Below are 22,094 nucleotides of genomic sequence, written 5' to 3' on the forward strand. Positions count from 1 at the left end.
CGGCTCGGCTGACGCAGTTGCTTTCATTCACAATTCTGTTGCAACGATTGGTCTCTGGCTTAGCTTTTCTGGACTCCCTCGGTTGACGGAAATTTAAATGCAACGTAGCTTTTCCGCATACCGAAAGGGAGGACAACGATCGTGCACGTCATGGCCGTATCGACCGTCTCGGACAACGACAGGTTCTGGAGTGGCCTGAAGAAGGCACACGCCATGCTCCCCAAGGGCGCCAAATGGAAGGTGGCGGTCGCGAGCAAGGACGGGGCCAAGGCGATCAACATCGTCACCCACGACTCCATCGACGGCGTGCGGGACTTCTTCGAAACACACGCGGGCGCCTACGCCACGACGGAGTACTTCGAAGCGGATGCCGCGAACGCGATCGGTCTCCCGCGATGACGATCGACGTGCCACGGATTCAGGCCCGGGTCGCCGTGCTCCTGGCCGAGCATGGCATCCCGAGCGCCGCGATCGGCGTGCTCCACGCCGGCGAGCTCACCGAACTCGCGGTCGGTGTCAAGAACGTGGAAACGCGCGAACCCGCGACGATCGACACCGTCTACCAGTGCGGCTCCATGACCAAGACATGGACCGCGCTGGCGTTCATGCAGCTCGTCGACGAGGGGAAAATCGACCTGGACGAGCCGGTGCGGACCTACCTACCCGGTTTCACGGTCGCAGATCCCGAGACAAGCGCCAAGGTCACCCCGCGTCACCTGCTGCACCACACCAACGGTATCGAGGAAGCCTACGGCGATCCCGGCGAGGACGACGACGTCTACGAGCGCATGGCCGACAACATCGCCGATGCGCCACAGGTCTTCCCGACAGGTCACACCCACGGTTACAGCGCGGCACTGGGGTACGCGATTCTCGCGCGGATCCTGGAGGTGCTCGACGGCAAACGCTGGGACGACGTCATGCGAGATCGTCTCTTCGATCCCATGGGTCTGACCAGCACGAGCAGTTGGCGCGAGCAGGTGGACGAAACCCGGGCCGCGACCGGGCACCTGATCCGCTCTCTGGACGAGGGCCCGATCGTCACACCGGTGGACCACCTGCCGCGCGCCTTCGGCCCCGGCGGCAACATCACCTCGACGATCCGGGAAGTGCTCACGATGGCGCACGTCCTGCTCCACGAAGGCACAGCACCGAACGGGAAGCTCATCGTCTCGGCCGAGAGCGTGCGGGAGATGATGCGCTCGCGGGTGCCCGTACCCGATCCGTACCTGTTCGGGCCGGCCTGGGCACTCGGTCTCATCGTGTGTGAGTGGCACGGCGAAACCGTCTACGCCACCGACGGCAGCACGATCGGCCAGAACGCCCGGCTCCGGATCCTGCCCGACTCGAACACCGCCATCGCGATGCTGACCAACGGCGGACCGCGGGAAAGCTTCTACCGCAAGGTGTTCAACGAGATCCTGACCGACCTCGGCACGGTCACCATCCCGGACCTGCCCGCACCGGACCCGACGCTGAACCTCGACCTGTCGAGGTACGAAGGCGTCTACGAGCGCCCCGGCACCCGGTACGAGGTGTCCGCCGACGACGGAAAGCTGTATCTGACCCTGGTCCTCGACCCGATGCAGGCAGATTTCCTCCAGAAGCCAGACCGCATCAGATACGCGCTACTCCCGGTGAGCGAGACACATTTCCTGCTGCCACCGACGGATCCGTTGGAGGACACCCAGACCGTCGCCATCTACGACTTCACCAACGGCACCGCCCGATACCTCCACACCAACTGCCGGATACACCCACGATCAGGGTGACCGGGTAGCCAAGGCCGCCGCCCTCACTCGGGCGGTTCGCGGCGGCTCAGTTCCACTGCGGTCGGCTCGCGGCGGGCCAACTCCTTGCCGGGGGGATCGTTGCTGGTCGGCTCCTCCGCGATCGACTGCCGGCCGGAGGACTCCGGGCCGACCGGTCGGCCGCCGTCGGCCGACGGCCTCCCGGCCGGCGCACTACCGCTCGCACCCCTGCCGGCCGGCTCGTTGCCGGTGTCCAGCGACCGGCGCACCGCCGAGAGCAACTGGACCATGCCGAAGAAGCCGAGCAGCACCCAGATCGCGGTGGCCACGGTGATCGTGCCGGCCGCCAGCTCCGGCATGATCAGATGAGCCACCCCGGCGATCAGCAGCCCCACCACGGCGACGCTGACCCGGCTCGGCCGCTCCCCCACGGTGACGGTGCCGATCTCCTTCATCCCCGCCGAGACCGAACGGGCCCGGGTGTACTCGTGCAACCAGGAGAGCGCCCCGGCCGCCACCACCAGCACACCCGGGGCTCCCACCAGCCAGAAGGCGATCAGCCACAAGACCTCGCCGACCCGGTCGGCCAACGAGTCGTAGACGTAGCCGAGCCGGGTCGTCCGGCCGGTGACCACGGCGACCGCGCCGTCGATGCTGTCCGCCACGGCGGAGAGCAGTACGAATCCCGCCGCAAGGAACGGCCCGACCGGCCCCGGCCGGGACTGGCTGACCGCCACCGGTACGCCGATACAGAGCAGCACCCCGAGCACGGTCACCGCGGTCGGCGGCACGTGCAGCCGGGCGAGGAAACAGCCGAGGGCGTACGACATCCGCAGCCAGCGGCGCACCGACGTGGTGGCCATCCGGGGGTCGAAGCCGCCGTGCAGCCGCGCCCATTTGTTGGCGTACTCGTCCCACGTCAACCGCTTGCCCACGCTGGATCAACCGCCGGACGGCGGCCCAGGTCGCGCCCGAGGGTCCGGAACCGGGCCGACGGTGGGGCAGGCACGGCGTGGGACGTCGCCGCATCGGCCCGGAACCGGCTCGGGCCGCATCCGATCAGACTCCGACGCCGGCCTGGAGGCTCTGCCAGACCTCGCGGGTCGCGGTCGACCGGTTGAGGGTGATGAAGTGGATCCCCGGCACACCCTCGTCGAGCAGTCGGCGACACATCTCGCTGGCCTGCTGGACGCCGAGCCGGCGGACCGCCTCCGGATCGTCGGCGACCCGGTCGAACTGGGCGGCCAGCGCGGGCGGGAACGGCGCCCCGGAGAGCTGCTGGGAACGCTCGATCGTGCTGAACTGGGTGACCGGCATGACGCCGGGCAGGATCGGCGTGTCGCAGCCGGCCGCCGCCACCCGGTCCCGCAGCCGGAGGTAGTCGTCGGCGTCGAAGAACATCTGGGTGATCGCGAAGTCGGCGCCGGCCCGGCACTTCTGGATGAAGTACCGCGTGTCGGTGGCGATGTCCGGCGACCGGGGGTGCTTGTAGGGGAATGCCGCCACCCCGACGCTGAAGTCGCCCGCCTCGCGGACCATCCGGACCAGTTCCTCGGCGTAGAGCACGCCCTCGGGGTGCCGCACCCACTCCCCCATCGGGTTGCCCGGCGGGTCTCCCCGGACGGCGAGCACGTTGCGCACCCCGGCGCCGGCCAACCGGCCGATCACGTTGCGCAGCTCGGCGACCGAGTGGTTGACCGCGGTCAGGTGCGCCATCGGCAGCAGCGTCGTCTCGGTGGCCACCCGCTCTGTCACCGAGACGGTGGTGTCCCGGCTCGACCCGCCGGCACCGTAGGTGACGGAGACGAACGACGGGCGCAGCGACTCCAGCTCGCGGATCGCCTGCCAGAGCAGCCGCTCGCCGTTCTCGGTCTTGGGCGGGAAGAACTCGAACGAGAAGGTCTGCTGGGAACCACGGACAAGGTCCCCGATCGACGGCCGCGAGTCGGGGAGGACAGAGGGAAGACCGAGCGCCACGCCGCGACTCTACCGGTCGAGCCGACCCGGTCTCGCACCTTTGGGTCCTGTTCGGGGCTTGGAGTCCACTTTTCGGTCCCATCTAGCGGTCACCACGAGGGTCGGGACCCCGGCAGGCGGCGAGCAGTCCGCGGACGGCGATCTGCCGGCCGTGGCAGGGCCAGGGGTCGGCACAGGTACGGCAGACGTTCGGCCCGGCCGGGCCGGAGACCGGGGTCACCGGGTCGGCGGGCAACGGACTGTGCTGCCGGTGCAGGCGTACGGCCAGCCGCCAGGCCATCGGCTGCACCACCTCCGGCGGCGGCTCGTCGGGCGGGTTCTCCGGGTCGAACGGCAACTCGCTGGGCACGGCGGCACTCCTCGACTCCTCGATCGGACTCGACGCTCACCGATGCCGGCCGGTGCCCGGGGAGGCGTACCTCGGGGAGGCGTACCGGTCGACGGTGGCCGTCGCCCTCGATCGAACGGCGGATCGGGCCGACCGGGAGGAGCCAGCGGGGAGGGGCCAGCCCGCTGGCCCCCGTGGCCAGTACGCGTACCGGCCCCTCGGATACCGCACCTTCCCGGGTACCCCTGATCCGGGTAGAACGTCGTACCCGGCCGGTAGGAATAGGGCCGCGCAGGGAGGGCGGCGTCGCCGGTCTCCGGGGGCATGCGCGGGGGTCAGCAGCAGGTTTGTCAGATCGTCACGCGCCGAAGGACCGCCATGCCCCGACCCGAGCACCAACCGCACGACTCCGCGCCCCGCTGCGCCGCCGCACCGGGTTCACTCGGCGCGTTACTGACCGAACTGCGCCTGGCCAGAGGCTGGAGCCAGCTCCGGGTGGCCGAGCAGCTCTGCGCCGCCTCCGGCGTACCGACGGTGAGCCGGCACGAGGTCTCCCGATGGGAGCGGCAGCAGCGGGTGCCCGGCGAGTTCTGGCTGAGCTGGCTGGCGGCCGTACTCGACGTGCCTGTCGAAGACCTGGCGGTCGCCGCCGCCGCGAGCCGGTCCGCTGCCAGCGACCACGGGGACGGCGGAGATCCCGGCGTGGCGCGGGCCCGGCAGGAGTTGCTGGCCTCGGCACACGCCTGGCTCACCGATCCGGACGGGCCGGTTGGACCGACGGTCACGATCCCGGTCGGGCCGCTGGTCACGATCCCGGTCGGGCCAGCGGCCACGATCCCGGTCGAACCGACCCGAGCGGTCTCGGGCCGGCCAGCGCGGATGGGAGCGGGTCGGTCGGGAACGGCGGGCGAGGCCGCGTCCGAACAGGCGCCCCAACAGGCGCCCGAGCAGGCACTCGAACTGCCGCTCGACGCGGCCGGAGTCGCCGGGCTGCGGCGGCTCGACGACCTGGTCGGTGGGCGGGACCTGCTGTCGTCACCGGCCGGCCGGCTCGCCCTGGCGACGGCACGATGGGCGACCGGCCGACCCGGGCGGCACGCACTGCCGCTGGTCGCCGAGGCGGCGCAGCTCACCGGCTGGCTGCACGCCGACGCGGGCGAGGTCGGCGCCGCACTGCGGGCGTACCGGCTGGCGCTGACCGCTGCCGCCGGGGCCGGTGACCGGAGCCTCGGCGCGCACGTACTCGGCTCGGCGAGTCACCTGCTCAGCAGCTTCGGTGACGCCCGGGGCGGCCTGCTGCTCGCCCGTACCGGATATCTCGGCGCCCGGCGCACCGCCCCGGCCGGGCTGCGGGCCCTGCTGCTGCACCGGATCGCCTTCGCGGCGGCGCGGTGCGGGCGGCGCCGGCCCGCGTACGCCGCGCTGCGCGCCGCCGACCGGGCGGCCGGGCGACGCGAGCCGTCCCGGGAACCGGCCTGGCTCTACTGGCTGGACGAGGGCGAACTCGCCGCGATGACCGGCCGCTGCCTCGCCGCGCTGTGCCGCCCGCTGCGCGCCGAACCACTGCTCCGCGCCGCGCTGACCCGGCCCGGGCAGCCGAGGACGGCGGCGGTCTACGGCAGTTGGCTGGCCCGCGCCTGTCTCGACCTGGGCGAGTGGGAGCGGGCCGCCGAGGTGGCGGACGCCGCGCTGCTCGACACCGTACGGTCGGGGTCGGCGCGGGCCGCGGCGGAGCTGGCTGGCGTCGGCCGGCGGCTCGCGGCGTACCGGACGGAGCCGGCCGGTCGACGGCACGCGGCGCTGACGGCAGCCGCCCGTCGCTACCTGCCGGCGGCGCCACCGACAGCTCTCGCCGGCAGTGTCGGATGACCATGAGCGGTCTTGGCGGCCGGCGCGGCGGGCACGCCGGGTGATCGTCGGCGACCTCCGCCGCCGGGTGTCAATCGATCGATCTCTCTGCGCGGCGCGTGGAGCGGGTGGGCTGGCGAGTGGGTCGATCATGTAGGTGAGCAGGGCAGACAGCCGGTCGAGCGGGCCGACGCCGGCCGCGCCCCGAAGCCGGTGGCGTGGCCGCGCCGCGCACTCGGATAGTCGATCCACTAGCGTCATGGCGTGACCGCATCCGCCCCCGTCCCACCGGTCGACCGTGCTGGCCTACGCCAGCGGGTCGACAAGTCGTTGGCCCGGTTCCTCCTCAAACAGCGCGACTGGATGATCGGCGTCGACGACGGGCTCGGCACGGTCGCCGAGGCGCTGGAGGCGTTCGTGCTCGGTGGCGGCAAGCGGCTGCGGCCGGCGTTCGGCTACTGGGGCTACCGGGGGGCGGGCGGGCTCGACTCCGACGAGATCGTCAGCGGCCTGGCCGCGCTGGAGTTCGTGCAGGCGAGCGCCCTGATCCACGACGACCTGATGGACCGGTCCGACACGCGGCGCGGCGAACCGTCGATCCATCGCCGGTTCGCCGCCCAGCACCGGGCAGCCGGCTGGGGCGGTGAACCGGAGGGGTTCGGCGAGTCCAGCGCCATCCTGCTCGGCGACCTGTGCCTGGTCTGGTCCGACGAACTGCTGCACGGCAGCGGCATCGACCCGATCGTGGTCAGCCGGGCCCGGCCGGTCTTCGACGAGATGCGTGCCGAAGTCACCATCGGGCAGTACCTGGACGTGCTCGCCCAGGCGACCCGGGACACCTCGGTCGACCGGGCGAGCAAGATCGCCCGGTACAAGTCCGCCAAATACACGGTCGAGCGACCGCTGCTCTTCGGCGCCGCGCTCGCCGACGCGCCCGCCGAGCTTCGGGCCGCCTATTCGGGGTACGGGCTGCCGCTGGGCGAGGCGTTCCAACTCCGGGACGACGTACTCGGGGTCTTCGGCGATCCCGGTCAGACCGGTAAACCGGCCGGGGACGACCTGCGGGAAGGCAAACGTACCTACCTGGTGGCGGCGGCCCTGGAGGCGACCAGTCCGGCCGGACGGGAACTGTTGAACCACCGACTCGGCGACCCCGGGCTCGACCGGGCCGGCATCGAGGTCCTGCGCGAGATCATCACCAGCAGCGGGGCGCTGGACCGGACCGAGCGGCGGATAGCCACGCTCACCGACACCGCACTGGCCGCGCTGGTCGGCGCCGAACTGGAGACCGAGGCCCGCGAGGTGCTGGTGGACCTCGCCGTCGTGGCCACCCGCCGCAAGGACTGAACCCCGGAGGCCCAGCCGGGAGGGCCGAGTTGCAAGGGGCCGGGCTGGAATGGCCGAGTTGCAAGGGGCTGAGCCGGGAGGGTACGAGAATCGGCTTTTTCTCACGCTTCCGAGCGGAAGGGACCGTTCGCCGCAGCGCCGGCTCCGATGCTGGTCTCGTGCGACCCGTCGGAGACCCGCCCTCCCGGGATCGGCCCACCCGGCTCCGGATGGCCGGTCTCGCCGCCAGCATCACGCTGGCGGTCAGCGCTTACCGGGCGGGTGCCCTGCCGGCCGGCGACGCCGACGCGGCGGTGCTGCCGGGCGGTCCACAGGCCGTGCCCTGGAGTTACTGGCTCGGTCTGGCCGGTTGGGTCGCCGGGCTGGTGGCGCTGACGGTCACCTGGTGGCGGCTCGGCGTACGGGTGCGGCGCCGGCCGGCGAGCGTGCCGCTGGGCTGGCTGCTGCGTACCGGACTGCTCTGGGCGACTCCGCTGCTGGTCGCGCCCCCGGTGGGCAGCCGGGACGCGTACGCCTACGCCTGCCAGGGTGCGCTCTGGCTCGACGGTGTCGACCCGTACTCCGTCGGCGTCCAGCCGGGCGGATGTGTCTGGTCGGCGGCCGTACCCGTGCTGTGGCGGGACACGACGACCCCGTACGGGCCGCTGGCGGTGGCCCTGGCCGGCGCGGCGGTCGCGGTGGCCCGGTTGGTCACCACGTCCACCGACGGCCAACTGCTGGTCACGATCGCGCTGCTCCGCGCCGAGGCGCTGGCCGGGGTCGTACTCGTCGCCGGCTGCCTGCCCCGGCTGGCCCGGGCCGGCGGGGTCGACCCGGTCCGGGCCGCCTGGCTCGGCCTGGTCTCCCCGCTCGTCCTGGTGCACGCGCTCGGCGGGGCGCACAACGACGCCCTGGTGCTGGGGCTGGTCGTGGCCGCGTTGTCCCTGGCAGCCGGTGGTTCGTCGGCCTTCGGCGCCGGTCGGGCCGGGCTGGTCACCGGCGCACTGCTCGGGCTGGCGGTCGCGATCAAGGTCACCGCGATCGTGGCGCTGCCGTTCGCCCTCCTGCTCACCACCATCCGGCTCACGACCATCCGGCTCACCAGTGTGTCGCTGTCCCGCGTCCAGCCTGGTCGCGCCCCGGACTCCGCTGGCCCGACCGGTGCCGACAGGGCCGGAAGGCGGCCGGCCGTTTGGCGGGCACGGCTGCCGGGCGTACTCCTCGATCGGCGGCTGGTCGCGGTGTCGGGCGCCGGCGGGTTGGCCGGTGCGGGCCTGGCCTTCGCCGGGGTGACCCTGGCCACCGGCCTCGACCTCGGCTGGATCTCCGCCCTCTCCGGCACGGGCCGGCTGGTGCAGTGGACCTCGGTACCCAGCGGGCTGGGCATGGCGGCCGGATACCTGCTGCGGCTCGCCGGACGCCCGGAGGCGGTCGACGGCGCGGTGGCGGCGGCCCGACTCCTCGGCCTCGTCGCGCTGACCGGGACGCTCGCGGCGCTGCTGGTCCGGGCCGGGCGGGCCGGCTCGGCACCCGACCGGACCCGCGCCCGCCGTCGACTGGTGACCATCACCGGCGTGGCCTTCACCGCCCTGGCCCTGCTCTCCCCGATCTTCTACCCCTGGTACGGGCTGACCGCCGTCACCGTGCTCGCGGCGGGACTCTCCGCGCGGCGCTGGGTCCACCGGGTCGCCGTCGCGGTGATCGTGCTCAGCTTCCTGGTCCTGCCCAGCGGGCTCGGGCTGGCCGTGCTCACCAAGCTGCCCGGCGCCCTCCTCGACGTGGCCCTGCTGCTGGTACTGGCCGCCGTGGCATACCGGAGGTGGCGCTCCCGGCGCCGAAGCTGACGGCCCGACACCGTCAACGGTCCAGTCGTCGCCGGTCCGGCCGTCAACGGTCCAGTCGTCAACGGTCCGGTCGTCGCCGGTCCGATCGTCGCCGGTCGAGCAGCCGGAGCAGCGGGGCACCCTCGCCGGCGGCCGGGGTCCGCTGCACGCCGGCCCGGCCCAGCCGGACCCAGACGGCCAGGGTCAGCAGTACCAGGGCGAAGCCGAACAGCAGGTCCTCCACCGGCGCGTACGCCAGCCGCCAGCCGAGGATCGCGTCCGGGGCGTACCGGACGATGCCCCGGCCGGTCAGGATGCCGTTGGAGATCAACTGGAAGAACACGATGATCGGGTACGTGGCCCAGAACACCGGCCGGAGCAGCAGCCGGGTACGCAGCACGAAGAGGTCGACGAGTACGGTGCCGGCCACCCCCAGCAGGGCGGCCACCGTATAGCTCACGACGACTCGTCGCCGGCCGGCCAGCGCAGCACCGCGCGCACCGCCTCGAAGCCGAGGACGGCACAGCAGGGTACGACGACGAAGAAGAGCAGCTCGTCCAGCGGCAGCCCGCCGGGCAGCAGTTACGCCGCTGGTCTGCGTCGGGTCGAAGGTCCAGTGTCCGGCGGCTATCGCGGTCAGGTCCCAGAGCGCGAAGAGCACCACCACGGGTAGCAGGGTGAGCAGCAACCGTCGCCACCGCCGCAGCACGTTGACCCGCAGTACCGGCTCCAGCCAGAGCGCGGCGCCGAGGCACCCGGCCAGCACCGCCAGGTAGGCGAATCGCTCCATTCGGCGGGATCCGGTCAGAAGCCGGTGGCCTGGGCCCGGCGCTTGACCTCGCGGGCCCGGTCGTCGCCGAGTGCCGCCGCCGGGGTGCCCGGCAGGGTGTCGTCGGGCAGGTAGAGCCAGCGCAGCGCCGCCTCGTCGTCGTACCCGGCGTCGTGCAGCAGGGTGAGGATGCCCGGCAGGTGCTTGCGTGCCGTCCGGTTCGCGACCAGCTCGGCCGGAACCACCCGGGTTCCGTCCCGGCGGACCGCCAGCAGTTCCCGGTCCCGGATCATCTGGTGCACCTTGCTGATCGTCACCTCGAGGCGTTCGGCGACGTCCGGGAGGCTCAGCCAGCCGGTCGGCTCGGTCGGCTGGGGGTCGGCGGGTGAGGATTCGGTCACCCGCTCACCTTGCCACGTCGCCACCGGGCCGGACGAACGGCTCCCCGCCAGCCCGCCGGACAGCTCCCGACCAGCCCGCCGGACGACCCTCGGGCGGGCGACGGAGCGGCACGACTCGGGAGGGTGAGCCGCGCGGCTGGGGTGGGCTGGGCGGCACGGTTAGGGTGGGGTGAGCCGCCGATACCGGCGGGCTGAGCAGGACGAGGCCGGCAAATCATGTCGAAGCGATCTCCGCCGCGCGTGGAACGGGCGACACGAACTTTTCGCTTCGGCGTCGGCTGTGGCATCCTGTTCTGCCGCTGCCCCCTGGAGACATAGACTGCCTGCCGATGGACATACAGGTCGCCGACACGCTGCTTAACACGCTGATCGACGGACGCTACCGCATCCGCGGTCGCGTGGCCCGTGGTGGGATGGCGACCGTCTACACCGCCATCGACGAGCGGCTAGACCGTACGGTCGCAATCAAGATCATTCACCCGAACCAGGCCCAGGCGGCGCAGGTGCAGCTCGCCGGGTTCCTGGAGCGGTTCACCGACGAGGCCAAGACCATCGCCCGGTTGACCCACCCGAACGTGGTGGCCGTCTACGACCAGGGCACCCACGGCGGCCTGCCGTACCTGGTCATGGAGTACGTCCGGGGCCGGACCCTGCGCGACATCCTGGCCGAGCGCAAGCGACTCAACCCGAGCGAGGCGCTCGCGATCCTGGAGCAGATGCTCGCCGCGATCGGCGCCGCGCACCGGGCCGGACTGGTGCACCGGGACGTGAAACCCGAGAACGTGCTGGTCGCCGAGGCGCCGAGCGGCGGTGCGGGCAACCTCGTCGACGGTGTGGTGAAGGTCGCCGACTTCGGGCTGGCCCGGGCGGTCGAGGCGAGTTCCGACACCGAGGGCGGCAACCAGCTCATGGCCACGGTCGCCTACGTGGCACCCGAGCTGGTCACCGAGGGCCGCGCCGATCCGCGTACCGACGTCTACGCCGCCGGCATCGTGCTCTTCGAGATGCTCACCGGCCGGGTCCCGTACGACGGTGACCGGGCCGTGGAGGTCGCCTGGCAGCACGTGGACCGGGACGTACCGCCGCCCTCCGGGCTGGTCCCCGGCCTGCCGCCGGTCCTCGACGAGCTGGTCCGCCGGGCGACCCGGCGCGACCCGGGCGCCCGGCCGACGGACGCGGGCGCGTTCCAGGCCGAGGTCCAGGTGGTCCGGGACGACCTCGGCGCCGTCGCCAATGCCAACACGGCGATACTGCGGCAGATCCCCGCCGTCGACCAGCCGACCATGGTGGTGCAGCAGCCCACCATGGTGGTCTCGTCGGTCAGCCCCACCAACCGTCCGTCCTGGGCCCGGCTGCCCGACCAGCCACGGGAACGCACCACCCCGCACCGCCGCCGGGCGGCGGCCAGCCCGGGTTCCGACCTCCTCGACCGGGTCCGCGAGGTCGGCGGGCGACTCTTCGCCGGCCGGGCCTCGGTCGTGGTGACCGTGGTCGCGCTCGCCCTGGTCGCCGGGATGGCCGGCTGGTGGTTCGCGTTCGGCCGCTACACCGAGACGCCGAGCCTGGCCGGGCTGGCCGGCACGGAGGCCAAGGTGCAGGCCGAAAGGGCGGGCTTCGTGATCAAATTCGCGGATCCCCGCTACAGCGAGGACGTCGCCAAGGACCAGGTGCTGGCCCAGGACCCCGAGTCGACCAGCCGGATCCAGCGGGGCGGCACCATCACCCTCACCCTGTCCCTCGGTCCGGAGCGCTTCCCGGTCCCGGACGTGGTCGGCAAGACCCTCGACCTGGCCCAGCTCGACCTGGAGAACGCCAACCTGGTCCTGGTCCGCGGCACCGACCGGTACGACGACAACCTGCCGGAGGGCGTGGTGATCGCCACCAACCCGAAGGTCGGCGCCGAGGTCAAGCCCGGCGACAAGATCACGGTCATCGTGAGCAAGGGCAAGGCGCCGATCAGCGTCCCGGTCCTGGTCGGCAAGAACATCAACGAGGTACGCGACATCGTCCGGGACCTCGGCCTCGAACTCAGTGAGACGTACAAGGACTCCGACAAGCCCAAGGACCAGGTGATCGCGCAGAGCCCGCAGGACGGCGCCGGGGTGGAGAAGAACGCGCAGGTCAAGGTCGACGTCAGCAACGGCCCGCCGGCGGTCAACGTGCCCCGGGTGATCGACCTGCCCTGTCAGCAGGCGAAGCAGCTCCTGGAGAGCCAGGGCCTGGCCGTCGGGGTGCAGTTCAACCCGAACGGGACGGTCCGGATCCAGAACCCGAACGAGAACACTCCGGTGCCGCCAGGGACCCAGGTTGTCATCACCTGCTTCTGAGCACGCCGCCGGCACCACCACCCCGGTTACCGGCAGCGCCGGCTCGCCGGGCGACCGACCCGGCACCGGCTCGGGCCGGCGGCCCGCGTCGAGCCGACCCGTCGGCTCGCACACCCCCACCTCGGGCGGACTGGCCAGGGCCGCCCTGCCGTACGCCGACGCGATCGGCTCGGAGGTGGTGCAGGTCTACGTCGGCAACTCGCGGGGCTGGGCACTGCCACCGGGCGACCCCGGGCAGGACGCGGCGTTCCGGGCCGGCTGCGCCGAACGCGGGCTGGTGGCGTACATCCACGCGTCGCTGCTGGTGAACCTCGGCTCGCCCACCCCGGCGACCGTGCAGAAGTCGGTGGCGACCCTGGCGCACGCGCTGGACCGGGGCGCCGCGATCGGTGCCACCGGGGTGGTCTTCCACGCCGGCAGCGCGGTCGACGCCGGGCACGCCGAGGCGGCGATGCGACAGGTACGCGAGGCGCTGCTGCCGCTGCTCGACTCGGCGGCGGCGAGTGGCGGGCCGAAGCTGCTGGTGGAGCCGAGCGCCGGTGGCGGCCGTTCGCTGGCCTCCCGGGTCGAGCACCTGGAGCCGTACCTCGCCGCAGTCGACTGGCACCCGTGGCTCGGCGCCTGCTTCGACACCTGCCACGCCTGGGCGGCCGGCCACGACCTGGCCCGGGAGGGCGGCATGCGCGAGACGCTGGACACGCTCGTCGGCGCGATCGGGGCGGAGCGGCTCTGGCTGGTGCACGCCAACGACTCGCGGGACCTGTGCGGCTCGACCCGGGACCGGCACGAGACGATCGGCAAGGGCAGCATCGGCGAGGCCGCCTTCGCCGAGCTGATGACCCACCCGGCGACCACCGGCATCCCGGTGGTCGTGGAGACGCCGAGCGAGAACCAGGGCCACGCCGACGACATCAACCTCCTCAAACGCCTCCGCCCGTAGGGCTGTCTCTCGGCGGGGCGTAGCGTGGCGGCGGTGGGACGGGGTGTGCGGGGTGTGCTGCTGGTCGGGCTGCTGACCGCGCTCGCGGTGGCCGGCTGCGGCGGCCCACCGACCGGCCCGCCGAGCGACCCGGGCGGCGGCGCGGGCGGGTCGACGATCCCCTTCGGGCCGACGAGCACGGCCCCCGAGTTCCGGCACGACGTGTCCACGGTCACCGCCGCCGAGCTGGGCGAGAGCTGGCGCCCCGGCTGCCCGGTCGGCCCGGACCAGCTCCGGCGGATCCGGCTCGACTACTGGGACTTCGACGGCCGCCCCCAGATCGGCACGATCGTCGTGCACCGGTCGGTCACCGCCGAGGTGGTCGAGATCTTCGCCACCCTCTACCGGGAACGCTTCCCGATCCGCCGGCTACAGCCGGTCGACACGTACGCCGGGGACGACGACCGGTCGATGGCCGACGACAACACCTCCGGCTTCAACTGCCGCAGGGCGGTCTCCGGCGGCGCGGCGAAGTGGTCCGTGCACGCGTACGGGAAGGCGATCGACGTCAACCCGGTGGAGAACCCGTACCTGGTCGACGGTCGGGTACTGCCACCTGCCGGGGCCGCGTACCGGGACCGCTCCGGCCACCGACCCGGGACGGCGGTCCCGGGTGGCGTACTGGTCGAGGCGTTCGCGGTGGCCGGCTGGCAGTGGGGCGGCGACTGGCGCTCCCCCGACTACCAGCACTTCACCCGCACCGGCGGCTGACCAGCGCGGCACCGACCCGTCAACCCGCGCCCGACCCGTCAACCCGTCGACCCGCTGCCGGGCTCGTCGATCCGTCGGGCGTTCGGCAGCGGGCCCGCCGGTCCGGTCAGTGGCGGAAGATCTCGGTGAGCACCTCTACCGCCCGGTCCACTCCGGCATCGTCGAGGTCGTGATGGGTCACCAGCCGGGCGATGCGCGGGCCGAGCACCGAGACGAGTACGCCCCGGTCCCGGGCCGCCGCACCCAGCTCGGGAGCGTCGAACCCGCACTTGGTCAGGTCCAGCGGAACGATGTTGGTGCGTACCGGACCGGCCAGTACTCCGAACGGGGCGAGCGCCTCGGCGAGCCGGGCCGCCCGGACGTGGTCCTCGGCGAGCCGCTCGACGTGCTGGCGCAGCGCGTACCGGCCGGCGGCGGCGAGGATCCCCGCCTGGCGCATCCCGCCACCCATCCGCTTGCGGATCACCCGGGCCCGGGCGATCCGTTCCGCGCTGCCGACCACCAGCGAACCGGCCGGCGCGCCGAGCCCCTTGGAGAGGCAGACGGACAGGGTGTCGAAGAGTTCTCCGTAGCTCGCCAGCGGCACCCCGTCGGCGACGTGCGCGTGCCAGATCCGGGCGCCGTCGCAGTGCAGCCCGATCCCGGCGTCGTCGGCGACCCGGCGCAGCTCGGCGAGGGCGGTCAGCGGGATCACCCCGCCACCGCCCCGGTTGTGGGTCTGCTCGACGGCGATCGCCCGGGTCGGCACCGCGTGGTAGCCGTCCGGCCGGATCATCGCCGCCACCACCTCGGGGTCGAGGTCGGCGCCGACCGGCGACCAGGTCCGGGTGGAGACGCCGCCGATCGCCGCCGCCGCGCCGATCTCGTACGTCACCACGTGCGCGTCGGCGTCGCAGAGCAGTTCCTCGCCCGGCGGCACCAGCACCTGGATGGCGATCTGGTTGGCCATCGAGCCGGTCGGGGCGAAGAGCGCCGCCTCGTGCCCGAAGAGCGCGGCGACCTCGGCTTCGAGGGCGTTGACGGTCGGGTCCTCGGCGTACACGTCGTCGCCGACCTCGGCCGAGGCCATCGCGGCACGCATCCCGGGGGTGGGCCGGGTGACCGTGTCCGACCGGAGGTCGACCGGACCCGGGGTCGCCGGGGCGCCCTGGGCGGCGAAGGGAACGAGTTGGGAGATCGGGTCGTCAGCCACGGAGCATCTCCGCCACGAGGAAGGCGAGTTCCAGCGACTGCTGGGTGTTGAGTCGGGGATCGCAGGCGGTCTCGTAGCGGTCCGGCAGGTGGATGTCCTCGATCGCCTGGGCGCCGCCGAGACACTCGGTGACGTCCTCGCCGGTCAGCTCGACGTGCAGGCCGCCCGGGTGGGTCTCCAGCGACCGGTGCACCTCGAAGTAGCCGAGTACCTCGTCGACGATCCGGTCGAAGTGCCGGGTCTTGTAGCCGTTGGACGACTCGTGGGTGTTGCCGTGCATCGGGTCGCACTGCCAGACGACCTTGGCGCCGGCCGCGGTGACCTTGGCCACGATCGGCGGCAGCACCTCGCGGACCAGGTTGTTGCCCATCCGGCTGATCAGGGTGAGCCGGCCGGGGACGTTGTCCGGGTTGAGCTTCTCGCACAGCTCGATCGCCTGATCGGGGCTGGTGGTCGGGCCGAGCTTGACGCCGATCGGGTTGGCGATCCGGGAGATGAAGTCGAGGTGCGCCCCGTCGAGCTGCCGGGTGCGCTCGCCGACCCAGAGGAAGTGCCCGGAGAGGCCGTACGCCCGGCCGTCGGAGACCCGGGTCAGCGCCCGGTCGTACTCCAGGGCCAGCGCCTCGTGCGAGCAGTAGAGGGTGACGGTGCGCAGCGCCTCGTCCTCGGTCATCCCGCAGGCCCGGATGAAGGCGAGCGCCCGGTCGATCTCCCGGGCGATGGCCTCGTAGCGCTCGCCGGCCGGGGAGTTCTTGACGAAGCCCTTGTTCCAGTCGTGCACGGCGTGCAGGTCGGCCAGCCCTCCGGCGAGGTACGCCCGGAGCATGTTCATCGCGGCGGCCGAGTTCGCGTACGCCCGGATCATGCGCTGTGGGTCGGCGACCCGCGCCTCCGGCACCGCCTCCAGCGAGTTGATCATGTCGCCCCGGTAGGCCGGAAGTCCCAGCGCGTCGGTCGGCAGCGAGCGCGGCTTGGTGTATTGCCCGGCGACCCGGGCCACCTTCACCACCGGCAGCGACGCCCCGTAGGTCAACACCACCGCCATCTGGAGCAGCGTCCGGGCGTTGGCCAGCAGGTGGCTCTCGGTGTTGTCGGTGAAGGTCTCGGCGCAGTCGCCGCCCTGGAGCAGGAACGCCCGGCCCTCGCAGACCAGCGCCAACCGCTGCCGGAGCTGGTCGACCTCGTAGGGGGCGACGATCGACGGCACGTTCTGGAGGATCCCGCAGACCCCGTCCACCACCGCCTGGTCCGGCCACGGCGGCGTCTGGGCCCGGGGCAGTTCCCGCCACCGGTCCAGGCCGAGCGCCTCGTCCTCGGCGGAGTCCTCGGTCGGCCGGCTGGTCTGCAACGCGGTGTTGCCCACGGCCGGGTAGGTCAACTGGTGCCACTCATGGCGCATGCCAGAAAGCGTACGGCGAGACCCGCACCGCGCCGGGAGCGAGGGGCGCCCGTCCGCTTCGTGGGAGCACGCGGCCAGCACCCGCCAGGAATCCGCACCGACCTGACCGGAGCCCCCGAGACGCGATGTCGACGACGCTACGGCGATGCCGAGGACGGACGCCCGGGGCGATCAGGTCGGCTCGGTCGGGGAGCCGGACGGCGCCGGGGTGTGGCCGCCGATCGCCTCCTTGGCGATGCACCACTGCCCGTCGGCCCGGGCGACCGTGAAGAGGACCTTGGTCGGGGTGGCCTTGCCGCTGACCTTCACCGTGATCGACGTGCTGACGTCCTGGTCGGCACCGTTGGCCCGGACGTCGGTGATATTCGCCGCCGAGACCGAGAAGTGCTTGGCGAAGTCGCCGTTCGGGCCGGTGGCCGCCTGGTCGAAGGACTCCCGCAGCGGTTCGCAGAGCTGTTCGCGGCCATCCGCGGCGCTCTTCGCCTTCATCGCGTCGAGGTACGCCTGCACCCGCTCCCGGGCCCGCTCCGGGCCCTCGTCGGGGGTGGGGGTGGGCTCGGCGCCCTGCCCGACGAGTTCGTCGAACGGGCCGCAGCCGGCCAGGCCGAGTGGCACCATCGCCAGCACCGCGACCACACCGACCACCCGACGCCGTACGCCGACCATCGCGCTCCTTCCACGCAGGGGTTCCCACCCTAGTCGAGCCGCCGCCGAGAGGTCCGCCCCGACGCCTCGGGAGCGCAGGCGGTGCGGGAGCGCGGGCGCCTCGGGAGCGCAGGCGCCGGGTCACGCGGTCGCCGGTTCCGGGGTACGGGTGTCGGTCGGGGTACGCAGCCCGGGGCGGAGCAGGAGCGTGACCAGCAGGGAGAGTACGGCCATCACGGTCATGGCGGCACCGACCGGCAGGTACTGGGCGACGGTGCCGGCCAGCGTCGCCGCCACCGCCTGCATGGTCAACATCCCCGAGGAGTGCAGTCCGAGCGCCTGGCCGCGGATCTGCTCCGGGGTGAGGTCGACGAGGCGCTGCTGGAGCAGTACCCCGCCGCCGAATCCGGCCGAGGCGACGGCGACGGCCAGCGCGGCCACCGGCAGCGGGATCGGCAGCGCGAAGAGCAGGTACGGCACCCCGAGCGACAGTTGCAGCGGTGTGACGAGCCGCTGCCGCCACCGGGCCGGGACGAACCGGCCGACGACCGTGTCCCCGGCGAGCATCCCGAGGGCGCCGGCGACGAAGAGCACCCCCGCGGATTCCGGGGCGTACGGGATGAACAGCGCCTCGCAGCCGACGACGAGCCCGTTCGGCAGCCAGAGCGCGAGGTAGACGTACCGGCGGGTGGGTGTCGCCCAGAGCTGGGCGTTGACCTGCCAGGTCCGGCGGACCGACGGTCGGCCGACCGCCCTCGGCGGGCGGCGGGTGAGGCCGAACCGGAGGACCAACGCGGCGCAGAGATAGAGGCCGACACCGATCAGCAGCACCTGGCGCGGGGTGGCGACGGTGAGCAGGGCGCCGCCGAGCGCGAAGCCGCTGATCTGCATCGCCCCGACCGACATGTTCAGCACCGACCGGCCGAGCAGGTAGCCGCCGTCGGGCAGGATCTCGCCGAGCAGCCCCCAGCGGACCCCGCCGCCCATCGAGCCGGCCAGCCCCATGAACCCGATCACCACGAACATGGCCCAGATCGGCATGCCGGGCAGGACCAGCACGAGGGTGCTGGCACCGAGGAACACCGCGACGCAGGCCAACGCGGCGCGCGGCGGTACCCGGTCGGCGACCGAGAGCAGGGTGGTGGCGCCGAGCACCTGGGCGAAGGAGGGGCCGAAGAGGCTGAGCGCGGCGAGCAGCGGTGATCGGGTGGCGGAATAGACCAGGGTGCCGAGGGCGAGCCCGTTGACGGTACTCGCCGCCACCTGGGCGGAGATCGCGAGGAAGAGGGGACGGAACTCGGGGACCCGGAACAACTCCCGATAGGTACGCACGGCCAGCAGTCTGGGTACGCCGCCCCGCCGGCCGTTACCTTTTCACCTGGAGACGAAACCGGAGGGGGGTCGGTCGTGGGGCTGTGGCTGCTCGACGCGGATGTACTGGCCCGGAGCCGGTTCGCCGTGTCCCCGCTGGTCGAGACCGTCGCGGCGCTCAAGGCGCTGGACGGGCACCCCACGCTGCCCGGTCAGCGGGCCTGGCTCGACGCGCACGTCCCCGCGTACCGGTCCCGGCTGGCCGGTGATCCATTCAGCGCGGCGTTCGTCCGGGCCGCCTTCCCGCCGCGCTGGCTGCCCGACTTCCTCGCCACCCCGACCGACTTCCTCGGCACGTCGGCCGGGGACGCGGCGGCGACGTTCGCCGGTGAGCTGCGCCGGATCCGCGAGACGCCGGCCGGGGCGGTCCGGGCCGACCTGCTGGCCGGGCTGGCCGGGCCGCTCCCGGCCGAGCTGCGCGGCGCCGACCTGCCGGCCCGGGTCGCCGAGCTGCTGGGCTGGGTCTGGACCCGCACCCTGCGCCCGGACTGGCCGCGCCGGCAGCGGCTCTTCGAGGCCGACATCGTGTCCCGGACCCATCTGCTCGGCTCGGGCGGCTGGGCGGCCACCCTGGACGGGATGCGGCCGGGGATGCGCTGGCTGGGGCACGGCCGGCTCCAGATCAACACGTACGACCTTCCGCCGCAGGACCTCGGCGACACCGGACTGCTCTTCGTGCCGAGTACGTCCACCCGGGGCTGGGTCGGCTCCGACCGTCCGGACCGGCACACGGTGGTCTACCCGTGCCGGGGAATCCTGGCCGATCCGGCCCGTAGCGCCCCGCCGGCGGCGCTGAGTCGGCTGCTCGGCCCGGTCCGGGCGGAGATCCTGGCCCGGCTGGAGTCGCCGACCAGCACCACCGGACTGGTCGCCGCGACCGGGCACGGGCTGGGCTCGGTCGGCGGGCACCTGCGGGTACTGCTCGACGCCCAGCTCGTGCACCGACGCCGCTCGGGACGGTACGTGCTCTACTTCCGCACCGCCGACGGTGACCGGCTGGTCCGGATCAGCCGGCGGTCCGACGAGCGGACCGCCGGCTGAGTCGCCCGGACCGTCGACTCGTTCCGCCGCGAGCTTGCCCGGTCGGCGGCCCTAGTCGAGCAGCGCGGTCACCGTTCCGGCGGCGACCGTACGGCCGCCCTCCCGGACGGCGAAGCCGAGCCCGACGTCCATCGCGATCGGCTTACTCAGCTCGACCGTGATCGCCACGGTGTCACCGGGGGCGACCTGGGGCAGTTCGCCCAGGTCCACCGCGCCGGACACGTCCGTGGTCCGGAAGTAGAACTGCGGCCGGTAGTTGGCGTGGAAGGGCGTACGCCGGCCGCCCTCGCCGGCGGTCAGCGCGTAGAGCTGGGCGGTGAACCGGCGGTGCGGCGTGACACTGCCCGGCAGGGCCACCACCTGCCCCCGCTGCACCTGGTCGCGCTTGACCCCGCGCAGCAGTACGGCCGCGTTGTCCCCGGCCTGCGCCGACTCCAGCGAGCGGCCGAAGGTCTCCAGCCCGATCGCCACGGTCGACAGGGTCGGGGCGAGCCCGACCACCTCGACCGGGTCACCGGCACGCAGCGAGCCCCGCTCGACGGCTCCGGTCACCACGGTCCCCCGGCCGGAGATGGTGAGCACGTTCTCGATCGGCATCAGGAACGGCCGGTCGAGTTCGCGCGGCGGCACCGGGACGTACCGGTCGACCGCGTCGAGCAGGTCCGCTATGGACCCGACCCACTCCGGGTCGCCCTCCAGCGCCCGCAGCGCGGAGACCCGCACCACCGGCACCTCGTCACCGGGGAAGCCGTACTCGCCGACCAGTTCCCGCACCTCCAGCTCGACCAGGTCGAGCAGTTCGGGGTCGGTCACCGCGTCCGCCTTGTTCAACGCCACCACCAGGTACGGCACCCCGACCCGCTGCGCCAGCAGGACGTGCTCCCGGGTCTGCGGCATCGCGCCGTCGAGCGCCGAGACGACCAGGATCGCCCCGTCCACCTGCGCCGCACCCGTGATCATGTTCTTCACGTAGTCGGCGTGACCCGGCATGTCGACGTGCGCGTAGTGCCGGGTGGCGGTCTCGTACTCGACGTGCGCGATGGTGATGGTGATGCCCCGGGCGACCTCCTCCGGCGCCCGGTCGATGCCGTCGAAGGCGACGAACCGGTTGACCGCCGGGTCCCGGTCGGCGAGCACCTTGGTGATCGCGGCGGTCAGCGTGGTCTTGCCGTGGTCGACGTGTCCCATCGTGCCGATGTTGAGGTGCGGCTTGGTGCGTACGAACTGGCTCTTGGCCATGACGATGTCCTCAATGGAGAGACGGGTTGGCGGGCGACGAGCGCGGGCGGATGCCAGACCGCGAGAGGGGGAACCGCGCCAGAACCGCGCATCCGGTACGCCATGAAAGGGCGGCACCGGGAAACCGGGCCACCCTCCTCCGTGGGTTCTGCTGGTGCGGGAGGAGGGTCAGCCTCGCGCGCCGCTATCCAGCCGGCCAGGCTGGTGCGACTGGGTCGACGCCACGCACACGGCGGCGGGGCCCAGCAGGAGGAACCCTGCGGGCCGCCCGAACCCGACCGTGCCGAACATGGCGATCACGTTAGCCCCCAACGCCCCCGCCCGCGACCGATATTCCCGCGCGGCAAGTCACCCGACGTCGGGGACAAGGTCGTCCCGCTCCTTCAGGGAACTAGTGGTCTCCGACCTCGGGCCGATAAAACAAGTTCCCTGATTCTGCGCGATCTTCTACCGTTGTCCGGCGGTGATCAGGGATACCCCGAGTGGGGTGGCTGGTTGCTTCTCTGCGGTCGGGAGTGGGCCGGGGGCTGTTGAGCGATCCTTACCGGAGGACGGGTGCGGGCGGTAGGGGCGTGGCTGCGCGACACGGCCGGCGGACTGCCGGCGGTCTTCTGGTACCTCTGGTCGGGGCTGCTGATCAACCGGGTCGGCGCGTTCGCCATGCTCTTCCTGCCGCTCTACCTCACCGACGCACGTGGGGCGAGCGACGCGCTCACCGGTCTGGTGGTCGGGGCGTACGGGCTCGGTGGGGTGGCCGGAGTCCTGCTCGGTGGAGTACTCGCCGACCGCTGGGGACGGCGCCGCACCCTGGTCTGGTCGCACCTGGCGGCGTCGGCGCTGATGGCGAGCATGGCGGTCGTGACCAGCCTGCCGGCGATCGCGCTACTCGCCGCGCTCGTCGGGATCGCCCACTCGATGCCCGGCCCGGCCTTCGTCGCCGCGATCGTCGACGTGGTGCCGGCGGCCC

General features: G+C 72.7%; 19 protein-coding genes and 1 pseudogene. 10 read left to right on the plus strand and 10 right to left on the minus strand.

What is annotated here, in order from left to right; translation table 11 throughout:
- The first annotated feature begins 150 nt into the window (after positions 1-150).
- Together Pma05_RS10225 and Pma05_RS10230 are read left to right on the plus strand one after the other, a co-directional pair.
- On the plus strand, positions 151-399 hold the full coding sequence (locus tag Pma05_RS10225) for a hypothetical protein (RefSeq protein ID WP_203857087.1): 249 nt from the start codon (positions 151-153) through the stop codon (positions 397-399).
- Complete coding sequence (locus Pma05_RS10230) at positions 396-1,772, plus strand: serine hydrolase (RefSeq protein ID WP_203857088.1); 1,377 nt, start codon at positions 396-398, stop codon at positions 1,770-1,772. Before Pma05_RS10225 ends, Pma05_RS10230 begins: the two co-directional genes overlap by 4 nt.
- A 233-nt stretch (positions 1,773-2,005) precedes the next feature.
- Here the strand turns inward: Pma05_RS10230 and Pma05_RS10235 are convergent.
- The 3 genes and pseudogenes from Pma05_RS10235 to Pma05_RS10245 all read right to left on the minus strand — a co-directional run.
- Positions 2,006-2,686: pseudogene (locus tag Pma05_RS10235) on the minus strand (CDP-alcohol phosphatidyltransferase family protein); the annotation flags it as partial.
- 124 nt (positions 2,687-2,810) lie between these two features.
- Positions 2,811-3,728 (minus strand): methylenetetrahydrofolate reductase [NAD(P)H], encoded by a 918-nt coding sequence (metF, locus tag Pma05_RS10240; protein WP_203857089.1) that lies wholly within the window; start codon positions 3,726-3,728, stop codon positions 2,811-2,813.
- Positions 3,729-3,810: 82 nt separating this feature from the next.
- Positions 3,811-4,077: a hypothetical protein gene (locus tag Pma05_RS10245; RefSeq protein WP_203857090.1), complete on the minus strand. Its 267-nt coding sequence runs from the start codon at positions 4,075-4,077 to the stop codon at positions 3,811-3,813.
- Between the two features lie 357 nt (positions 4,078-4,434).
- On the opposite strand from Pma05_RS10245, the gene Pma05_RS10250 reads away from it, so the two are divergent.
- From Pma05_RS10250 to mptB, 3 genes are all read left to right on the plus strand, one after another.
- Positions 4,435-5,925 carry a helix-turn-helix domain-containing protein gene (locus Pma05_RS10250; RefSeq protein WP_203857091.1) on the plus strand — a complete coding sequence of 497 codons (1,491 nt, stop codon included), beginning with the start codon at positions 4,435-4,437 and terminating at the stop codon, positions 5,923-5,925.
- Positions 5,926-6,168: 243 nt separating this feature from the next.
- A complete protein-coding gene (locus Pma05_RS10255; protein WP_203857092.1) occupies positions 6,169-7,251 on the plus strand; it encodes a polyprenyl synthetase family protein in 1,083 nt (360 codons plus the stop codon).
- Positions 7,252-7,409: 158 nt separating this feature from the next.
- Positions 7,410-9,074, plus strand: a complete 1,665-nt coding sequence (gene mptB / locus Pma05_RS10260; protein WP_203857093.1) for a polyprenol phosphomannose-dependent alpha 1,6 mannosyltransferase MptB — start codon at positions 7,410-7,412, stop codon at positions 9,072-9,074.
- A gap of 58 nt (positions 9,075-9,132) precedes the next feature.
- Here the strand turns inward: mptB and Pma05_RS42465 are convergent, their stop codons facing one another.
- Entirely contained in the window at positions 9,133-9,843 is a 711-nt protein-coding gene (locus tag Pma05_RS42465; RefSeq protein ID WP_239312113.1) for a lycopene cyclase domain-containing protein, read from the minus strand.
- A gap of 14 nt (positions 9,844-9,857) precedes the next feature.
- Positions 9,858-10,223 (minus strand): Rv2175c family DNA-binding protein, encoded by a 366-nt coding sequence (locus Pma05_RS10275; RefSeq protein WP_203857095.1) that lies wholly within the window; start codon positions 10,221-10,223, stop codon positions 9,858-9,860.
- Positions 10,224-10,552: 329 nt separating this feature from the next.
- Here Pma05_RS10275 and pknB point away from each other — a divergent pair, with 329 nt between their 5' ends.
- The 3 genes from pknB to Pma05_RS10290 are packed head-to-tail and all read left to right on the plus strand — an operon-like array spanning position 10,553 to position 14,240.
- Positions 10,553-12,550 (plus strand): Stk1 family PASTA domain-containing Ser/Thr kinase, encoded by a 1,998-nt coding sequence (gene pknB / locus Pma05_RS10280; RefSeq protein WP_203857096.1) that lies wholly within the window; start codon positions 10,553-10,555, stop codon positions 12,548-12,550.
- The gene (locus Pma05_RS10285) at positions 12,531-13,490 is read left to right on the plus strand and encodes a deoxyribonuclease IV (protein WP_203857097.1); all 960 of its coding nucleotides are present in this window, start codon (positions 12,531-12,533) and stop codon (positions 13,488-13,490) included. Before pknB ends, Pma05_RS10285 begins: the two co-directional genes overlap by 20 nt.
- Positions 13,491-13,523: 33 nt before the next feature.
- Positions 13,524-14,240: a M15 family metallopeptidase gene (locus Pma05_RS10290; RefSeq protein WP_203857098.1), complete on the plus strand. Its 717-nt coding sequence runs from the start codon at positions 13,524-13,526 to the stop codon at positions 14,238-14,240.
- 106 nt (positions 14,241-14,346) lie between these two features.
- On the opposite strand, the gene Pma05_RS10295 is transcribed toward Pma05_RS10290, so the two are convergent.
- The 4 genes from Pma05_RS10295 to Pma05_RS10310 all read right to left on the minus strand — a co-directional run bounded on the left by Pma05_RS10295 (position 14,347) and on the right by Pma05_RS10310 (position 18,808).
- Positions 14,347-15,417: a threonine aldolase family protein gene (locus Pma05_RS10295; protein WP_275414665.1), complete on the minus strand. Its 1,071-nt coding sequence runs from the start codon at positions 15,415-15,417 to the stop codon at positions 14,347-14,349.
- A gap of 7 nt (positions 15,418-15,424) precedes the next feature.
- Positions 15,425-16,831: a class II 3-deoxy-7-phosphoheptulonate synthase gene (locus Pma05_RS10300; RefSeq protein ID WP_203857099.1), complete on the minus strand. Its 1,407-nt coding sequence runs from the start codon at positions 16,829-16,831 to the stop codon at positions 15,425-15,427.
- Positions 16,832-17,002: 171 nt separating this feature from the next.
- Positions 17,003-17,497, minus strand: a complete 495-nt coding sequence (locus tag Pma05_RS10305) for an Rv0361 family membrane protein (RefSeq protein WP_203857100.1) — start codon at positions 17,495-17,497, stop codon at positions 17,003-17,005.
- Positions 17,498-17,617: 120 nt separating this feature from the next.
- Entirely contained in the window at positions 17,618-18,808 is a 1,191-nt protein-coding gene (locus Pma05_RS10310) for an MFS transporter (protein WP_203857101.1), read from the minus strand.
- Positions 18,809-18,883: 75 nt separating this feature from the next.
- Here Pma05_RS10310 and Pma05_RS10315 point away from each other — a divergent pair, with 75 nt between their 5' ends.
- Positions 18,884-19,888, plus strand: coding sequence for a winged helix-turn-helix domain-containing protein (locus tag Pma05_RS10315; RefSeq protein ID WP_203857102.1), 1,005 nt, complete (start codon positions 18,884-18,886; stop codon positions 19,886-19,888).
- A gap of 51 nt (positions 19,889-19,939) precedes the next feature.
- On the opposite strand, the gene tuf is transcribed toward Pma05_RS10315, so the two are convergent.
- Entirely contained in the window at positions 19,940-21,127 is a 1,188-nt protein-coding gene (gene tuf, locus Pma05_RS10320; RefSeq protein WP_203857103.1) for an elongation factor Tu, read from the minus strand.
- Positions 21,128-21,682: 555 nt separating this feature from the next.
- On the opposite strand from tuf, the gene Pma05_RS10325 reads away from it, so the two are divergent.
- Positions 21,683-22,094, plus strand: a 412-nt coding sequence (locus Pma05_RS10325; protein ID WP_239312115.1) for an MFS transporter, incomplete at its 3' end; no start/stop codon positions are given.

This window comes from Plantactinospora mayteni, from assembly GCF_016862935.1.
GTDB lineage: Bacteria > Actinomycetota > Actinomycetes > Mycobacteriales > Micromonosporaceae > Plantactinospora > Plantactinospora mayteni.